At 32.0% G+C, this 6,945-nt stretch carries 5 protein-coding genes; 1 reads left to right on the forward strand and 4 read right to left on the reverse strand.

Annotated elements, in window-relative coordinates; translation table 11 throughout:
* Positions 1-11 precede the first annotated feature (11 nt).
* Positions 12-1,688, forward strand: coding sequence for a hypothetical protein (locus tag ACIQ66_RS05880; RefSeq protein ID WP_396211862.1), 1,677 nt, complete (start codon positions 12-14; stop codon positions 1,686-1,688).
* A gap of 38 nt (positions 1,689-1,726) precedes the next feature.
* On the opposite strand, the gene ACIQ66_RS05885 is transcribed toward ACIQ66_RS05880, so the two are convergent.
* From ACIQ66_RS05885 to ACIQ66_RS05900, 4 genes are all read right to left on the reverse strand, one after another.
* Positions 1,727-3,475, reverse strand: a complete 1,749-nt coding sequence (locus ACIQ66_RS05885) for an agmatine deiminase family protein (protein ID WP_396211863.1) — start codon at positions 3,473-3,475, stop codon at positions 1,727-1,729.
* Positions 3,476-3,485: 10 nt separating this feature from the next.
* Positions 3,486-4,472: a glycosyltransferase family 9 protein gene (locus ACIQ66_RS05890; RefSeq protein WP_396211866.1), complete on the reverse strand. Its 987-nt coding sequence runs from the start codon at positions 4,470-4,472 to the stop codon at positions 3,486-3,488.
* A 175-nt stretch (positions 4,473-4,647) separates the two neighbouring features.
* Entirely contained in the window at positions 4,648-6,411 is a 1,764-nt protein-coding gene (locus ACIQ66_RS05895) for an ATP-binding protein (protein WP_396211864.1), read from the reverse strand.
* Positions 6,412-6,444: 33 nt separating this feature from the next.
* Positions 6,445-6,945, reverse strand: a 501-nt coding sequence (locus ACIQ66_RS05900) for a DUF4254 domain-containing protein (RefSeq protein WP_396211865.1), incomplete at its 5' end; no start/stop codon positions are given.

Consider the following 6,945-nt stretch of genomic DNA (forward strand, 5'->3'; position numbering starts at 1 on the left):
AGATATATAATATGAATAATTTTGTCAAAATTATCGTTTTACTAGCTTTGTTTACATCAAAAACCTATTCACAAGTAGGTGTCAATGTAGCGGTACCAGATGCTAGTGCGGAACTTGAAATACTCTCAACAAATAAAGGGTTCATCATTCCACGTATGACGCAAGCTCAAAGAACAACAGCAATTGCAAGCCCTGCTAATGGTTTAATGGTGTTTCAAACAACAGCACCAATAGGTTTATTTTATTATAACGTGAGTACATGGGTGCAACTTTCAACCTGGCAAATAACGGGTAATACAGGTACAAATAAAATAGTTAACAAACTAGGTACGACTGACTCTAATCCAGTAATATTTAGAACAGAAGGCACTGAAAAAATGCGAATAGACGCTAACGGAAATGTAGGCATTGGAACCAATAATCCTAATTTAAGTCTTGATTTATTAGGCACCCTTAGAATAGAAGATGGTACACAAGGTGTTGGAAGAATATTAACAAGTAATGCTAACGGTTCAATAAAGTGGGAAAATTCTAGTGCTTTAGGTTTTTCAGGTTGGAGTTTGACTGGAAATACAGGAATTTCTCCAACTAACTATATTGGAACCTCTACTAATCAAGATTTTTATATTAAAACCAACAGTATTATTGATCCATCTGTAAAAATTAGAATATTAGGAGACAATTTAACAACCCCTTCAGCATCTGGAAATATTGGTATTGGGTTAACTGCAGCACCAACATCAAAAGTACATGTTCAGGGTAATATTCTTGGCGGAACACTTCCGACTAATACTACAACTGCAGCAATTAATGCTGTTAGCGGTAACACAACTATTGGTGCTGTTTCTATTGGTGTGTTAGGTCAAAGTAACTCGACTGGTCAAGGTTCTTCGGGTGTTTTTGGAAATAGTATTACACAAGCAGGTGGTTCAGCAGAAATTGGTGTTTTAGGTAGATATACTGGTGGAACTGCAGGAGCTGGTGTTTTTGGTTTGGCTTGGGCTGCAGCATATAGTGACATGGGCGCAACACATAATGGTGTATATGCAACTGTTAGCTTTGGAACTGGTAGAGGGGTTTATGGAAATAATCCTGACCTAACAATTGGTTCTGCTTATGGAGTGTACAGCCAAGGTGATTTTGCCTTAACAGGAACAAAATCAGCATCAGTGCCAACCACAAAAGGAAATCAATTAGTATATTGTAAAGAAAGTCCCGAAATATGGTTTGAAGATTTTGGCTTTGGCGAATTAGTAAATGGAACTGCTCATATAAGATTAGATGAAATGTTTTTAGAAACTATTACTGTTGATGAAAAAAATAAAATGCACGTGACACTACAAGAACAAGCTGAAACTCAAGGATTGTATTATGTAGTTGATACAGATAATAAAGGATTTACCGTAAAAGAAAAAAAGAACGGCCGCTCAAACGGTACTTTCTCCTATAGCATAATGGCAAAAAGACGTTTTTACGAGGATCATCGTTTTGGTATAGATTATAACCAACCACTTGAGGATAATTTATCAAAAGCAAAGTATGTAGAACCTACTACTACAGATCCAATGAAAATGAAAGAACTTGTTGAGAGTATAAATGCTGAAAAAATAGCGCTTTACAACAAAGAAAAAGAAACCCAAAAAGCTGATGAAAAATCTACTGAAAAAGCAAAAGGAATTTCAAAATAAAAAGAAAGGAGCAACTAAAAATTGCTCCTTTTTCTATTCTATTTCTTCATCACTTTTTTTACTACTTTTCCAAAATCACCTTCAAGGGTTATAAATAAAGTGCCTTTCCAATTTGGTTCTAAATCCAAAGTTAGAACTCTTTTATCGTTTTGAACAATTTTTGAATAAAGGGTTTGACCCAAAATATTCGTAATTCTTACGTTAATCCTTCCTGAAAGTTGATTCAAATCAATTGAAACCTTTTCGTTAGCAGGATTTGGGTAGGGATTAGAAATATACTTACTTGCCCAATCAGAGATGGCTAATGTTTCAACATTTATAGTCCAAAACCCTTCAGGCGCAACTATTGGACGATTCAAACTTTTTCCTGAAATAGCTTGTGCATGTATATAATATTCTATATCCAAACCAGAAATAGGAATTGTTATCGATGCACTCCAATTAGTATCGCTACTAAATGTCATTGGTGTTTCATTAAATGCTGTTGTTCCAGCAATTCGCCAAAAAACCGAAGCTGATTGAATCCCCGAAATATGTTTTATAGAAGCATTGATGATTATTGAACTACCCGAAATAGCCTCTTTAATTGGTTGATGAACTATCAATAATGGATCTGCAACACCTATTGTGTGCGTTATACAATGTATGGCTCCTAAACTTGCTATAAGATTTTCTCCAGGATTATCTACATCTATACCTACAATTGTATAACCCGGCATTAACTCCTGATAACGTGCAATTGCTACCGCATCAACTTCTGGTCGATACACAGGAACCAATATTGTCTTGTTTATTATAACCGAATTGCTATAAGTGCGGTAAAGTCCACCTGTATCTGGATAACTACCAGATGTACTTGGTGGTGCATCTATCCATTTTACTTTGTATGGCGTTGAAAATGCAGACTCAAAGTTGGATAAAATATAGTTTATATTGGCTTCTATTTGTGGCCCATCAGCTACGCCTGTTGGATATTTGCTTACTAAAAGTGTTTCTTCATCTAATAGCTTCATATGCATATCAATATGATGAATTTCATCATAAGGTAATGTCGGCATTTTTATATAATTTTCTATACCCATATAATCCATCATAATTTGGTCAATTTGAGTTTGGTTTTTAACAGAAACACCATAAGGATTTCCAGAAGCATTTTCTTCAAGAATTAGCTCCGAAGCGAAGGCTGTTCCTAAACCATCAGACATAAAATTACCACCCGTATTGACTAAATCATTTGTGCCAGAATTGGTTATATAAATTGGAATACCCGTTAAATTAGCATGAGCAGAAGGCATGGCATTATCTAATGGTCTTGGACGATTATAAATCCAATCGACTAGCGAACGTTGACCTACATCGTCTGAGTAAATAGTATTAGCAGCATAATCTCTTATCCAAAGACTGTTAGAGGGCGCATTCATAAAAATAACATTAGTCAAATCTATTCCAAAAGAACTCAAGTAGTTTGAAACCGACGTTTGGTTTTGAGTAGTGATAATTACTTTACATTCATTAACTGAGGCTGCCACAATCTGTCTTTGAATATTTTGATAACTATTCTGCCATGTTATAACCAAATACTCGACTTCTTCCCATTCGGCAGCTGTTCTTATTGCGCCAGTTGGTGGAGGTGTTACATAAGAACTTCTAAAATGAAACTGTGATAGTGTTTGTTTTTCATAATCCGTTAATTGTTTTGGTAAAAACGAATTTTCTTGAGAAAAAATTGCATTGAATGAAAATAGTAAAACTAACATCCAGCCTATATTTTTAATACTTATTTTCATAACCTAATTTTTAATTTATTAACTTTATAACACTTTCAATAGCTATTGTTCTCATCACATCTTCATAGTCTTCAACTCTTTTATTTCCATAAATTGAGGTTGGTAACAGCGGATACTTTTCTCTATCTGAAACCAAACAATTTTCTTCTAATTGATTGAACGGAGAAAACCCAGCAAAAGGATGTGTTGCTCCCCAAAGTGTAATTACTTTAATGCCTAACATTGCGGCAATATGAGCGTTACCGCTGTCCATAGAAAGCATTACATCAAGATTTGAGATTAATTGTAATTCTTTATTAAGTTCTAGTTTACCAGCAAAAACTATAATATTACTTCTATTCTTTGAAAAAGAATTTAGTTTAGCAATTTCTTTTTTACCACCACCAAAAAGGAAGATTTTATTGTTTGATTCAGAAGCTACTTCATCAATTACTTTTTGCATTAAATCTTTTGGATAAACTTTGCTTTCATATTTTGCAAAAGGCGCAATTCCAATCCATTTGAAATTCTCTTTATTGCCAGAAATTGACAAAATTTCATCAGACAAAATAGCTTTCTCAGGAAAATTAGGAGTGTTTAAATCAACCGAAAAACCAAGTTGTTTGAATGTATCAACATGTCTTTCAAACATAGATTTTAGAGGTTTAAAAATTTTATTTTTGGCTCGGATTAATTCGTTTTTTGCTTTTCTTCCTTTATCTGTATGAGCTACTTTTTTTCCGTTGACTAAAAACAATGTTCTTATAACCTTAGAACGCAAAACATTGTGCAAATCAGCAACAGCATCAATTTTAAGTTTGCTTAAATCAGAATATAATTTGAATAACCCAAAAAACCCTTTGTGTCGTTTTTTTAAATCTATTTCAAAAAAAGTTACATTTTCAATTCCATCAAAAAATGGTTTGAAAAACGGTCTAGATACAAAAGTGACTTTAACTTCTGGATTTTGCTTTACAAAAGCTCTTATAACAGGAACCGTCATTGCAACGTCGCCCATGGCAGAAAGTCGGATTACGACGATATGTTGAATTGGTTTTGACAATTTTTACTATTAATTTACTATTTTATAGTCTTTCTTTGGCCATTCTTTGGCCATTTCATTTTTAAAAAAAGTGTTGAAAATCAAGGTGTGAAACCAGGCTTATTAACAAAAAGCCTTATTTTTTAACAAATTATTGGTCTTTTTTTGGCCCTTTATTGGTCTTTTCATTTTGATTTAAAAAACTTCTTCCAATATCTATAATTTCAGCAATAAATGACATGCCTTCAATATAATTACTTGTTGCTTCGTAATAAGAGTTAATTCCTTCTCCTTTTAAAATCAAAATTTTATTTTCTAAAAGTTTTTCGATTTTAAGCCGAACTTGTTTTCTTGTTAGTTTAGCATCAAACAAATCAATAAAATCCTTCATTTTTGCAGTTTTTTCTTTTGACAAATATCTCATTATCATCGTAAAAACTTGATTGTCATCTAACTCTTGAAGATTGTAATACTTTGCTTTTTCATCTGTAAAATCATAATAATCTTTAGAAAGAATATAATAAATAGCGTTTGTTTTTCCTCTTTTCTCTATTAATTTCTTTTGCAACAGTTTAGTAACTATTTCTGTATCTAAATTATTCTTAGTAACACCTTTTTTTATCATGTTTAAAGTAATTACTTCTGAAACTGATAACTTTTTAGATTCAGGTAATTCATCTTGAACAGCAACTATAAACAATGCAAAAGCTCTATCTTCGAGCACAGCTGATAATTTTAAATCAACTTGAAAATAATCTGACTTGGAATAATCAGGTTCTGCTTTTCCTTCAATAAGTGTATTATAAAATATTTTATCTACACCTTGCCCTGAACGCTCAACAATTCCTGTTTTTTGTAAAACATCTGCCAACAATCGATTTCTTGGTGTACTTGGTGTTTTTAATAAATTCTCTAAATTAACACCAATAGGAAATCCACCTGCATTTATTATATCTAATCTTTGTGGAAATTGTTTTATTATTATTTCAGAAGTTATTCTATAATCTCTATGAGTAATAGCGTTATTTATAGATTCTCTAATTACTTCTTCGTTAAAAAAAGGAATGTTGAAAATATAAGCGCCATCTTGGATTGGAAAACTTCCATTTCTTAAATTAATAGTGCTCCAAAGTTCATTAATTAAAATAAAAAAAGGTTGAGAAAAAGTAATCCGGTTATCAAAAGGTATCTGGTTTTCTGAATTTCTATATTCTAACATAACTGCTGCTTGCGGAAGCTTTTGGTTTAAAACTTCTTTCTTTGCAAGAAGAATTAGTGCTGCATTTGTTAACTTTCCATTCTTTATAAGTTCTAAATCTGATAATAATTGTTCGTTAGAAAGTGTTTTGAAATTTGGATTATTTTGCTTTAACGAGTATTTTTCTTTTAGAATTAAAATTGCTCTTTCATCTAAATCTGATATTTGTAAATCTTCACAGAATTGTTGGGAAAAATCAGGTTCTTGCTCATTTATAATTTTTAAATAAACTTCATCAGACATTGGTTTTAATTCTTCTCCAACTCGCATTAAAGGTACGTCTTCAAATTTAAAAACCTTTCCAGCAGGACGAGAAGGAACTTCGATTACTAAAACTCTTTTCTCGTTTTCATATAATTGATAAATTATTGGTCTAATTTCTGTATCTCTATAAATATTTGATTCTAATTCTCCAATTGTTCCTAAATTCTGATTAGTTCCAACAACTTCATGTGGGTAATTATCTGTCATTCCTATTACCAAATATCCGCCTTCTTCATTACATAATGCTGTAACATAACCTAAAATACAACGCCTTCTATCGTTAGGATTTGGTTTACTTCCCCCATTATAGGAAACGTTTCCTCCTTCTCCTTTTTTAAATTCAACCTTGTCTTCTGACTCTTTGAGTTTCTTTAATTTTTCAATTGTTATCATAGACAAATCCTAATTTATAAAAATTATAAACGCTTATTTCTTATTTTGATACAAAACAGGATTCAAATCATCGTCGTTGTACATTTTCATTTGTTTGTAAACTTTCATGAATTTGTCTCCATTTTCAATGTCTATCAATAAATCATCAATGGCAGTTGACAAATCGCTTCTTTGTTCTAAAAGCACATTCAGTTTTTCTTGACATTTATCTCTGTGTTCTTGAGAAGCTTCTGTTCGAATTACTTCTTCGTTCATGTGATAAATTTTTAATGCTAAAATTGACAATCTATCAATTGTCCAAGCTGGAGATTCTGAGTTGATTTTGGCCGTTGGTTTAACAGCTACTTTTCCATATTTTTGAAGAAAATAGCTGTCAATATATTCAACCATATCGGTACGCTCTTGATTAGAAGCATCTATTTTCCTTTTTAAAACAAGCGCTGCAACAGGATCAATATTTGGATCACGAATGATATCCTCATAATGCCACTGAACTGTGTCAATCCAGTTTTTAAAATATAATAAATGTTCAAT

Origin of the sequence: Flavobacterium sp. (genome assembly GCF_044377315.1) — a bacterium.
GTDB lineage: Bacteria > Bacteroidota > Bacteroidia > Flavobacteriales > Flavobacteriaceae > Flavobacterium.

What these genes read in the sequence shown, in the direction of transcription:
- ACIQ66_RS05890 (WP_396211866.1), bottom strand. Translation starts at nt 4,472, where the DNA reads ATGGGCGACGTTGCAATGACGGTTCCTGTTATAAGAGCTTTTGTAAAG.
- ACIQ66_RS05895 (WP_396211864.1), bottom strand. Translation starts at nt 6,411, where the DNA reads ATGATAACAATTGAAAAATTAAAGAAACTCAAAGAGTCAGAAGACAAG.
- ACIQ66_RS05880 (WP_396211862.1), top strand. Translation starts at nt 12, where the DNA reads ATGAATAATTTTGTCAAAATTATCGTTTTACTAGCTTTGTTTACATCA.
- ACIQ66_RS05885 (WP_396211863.1), bottom strand. Translation starts at nt 3,475, where the DNA reads ATGAAAATAAGTATTAAAAATATAGGCTGGATGTTAGTTTTACTATTT.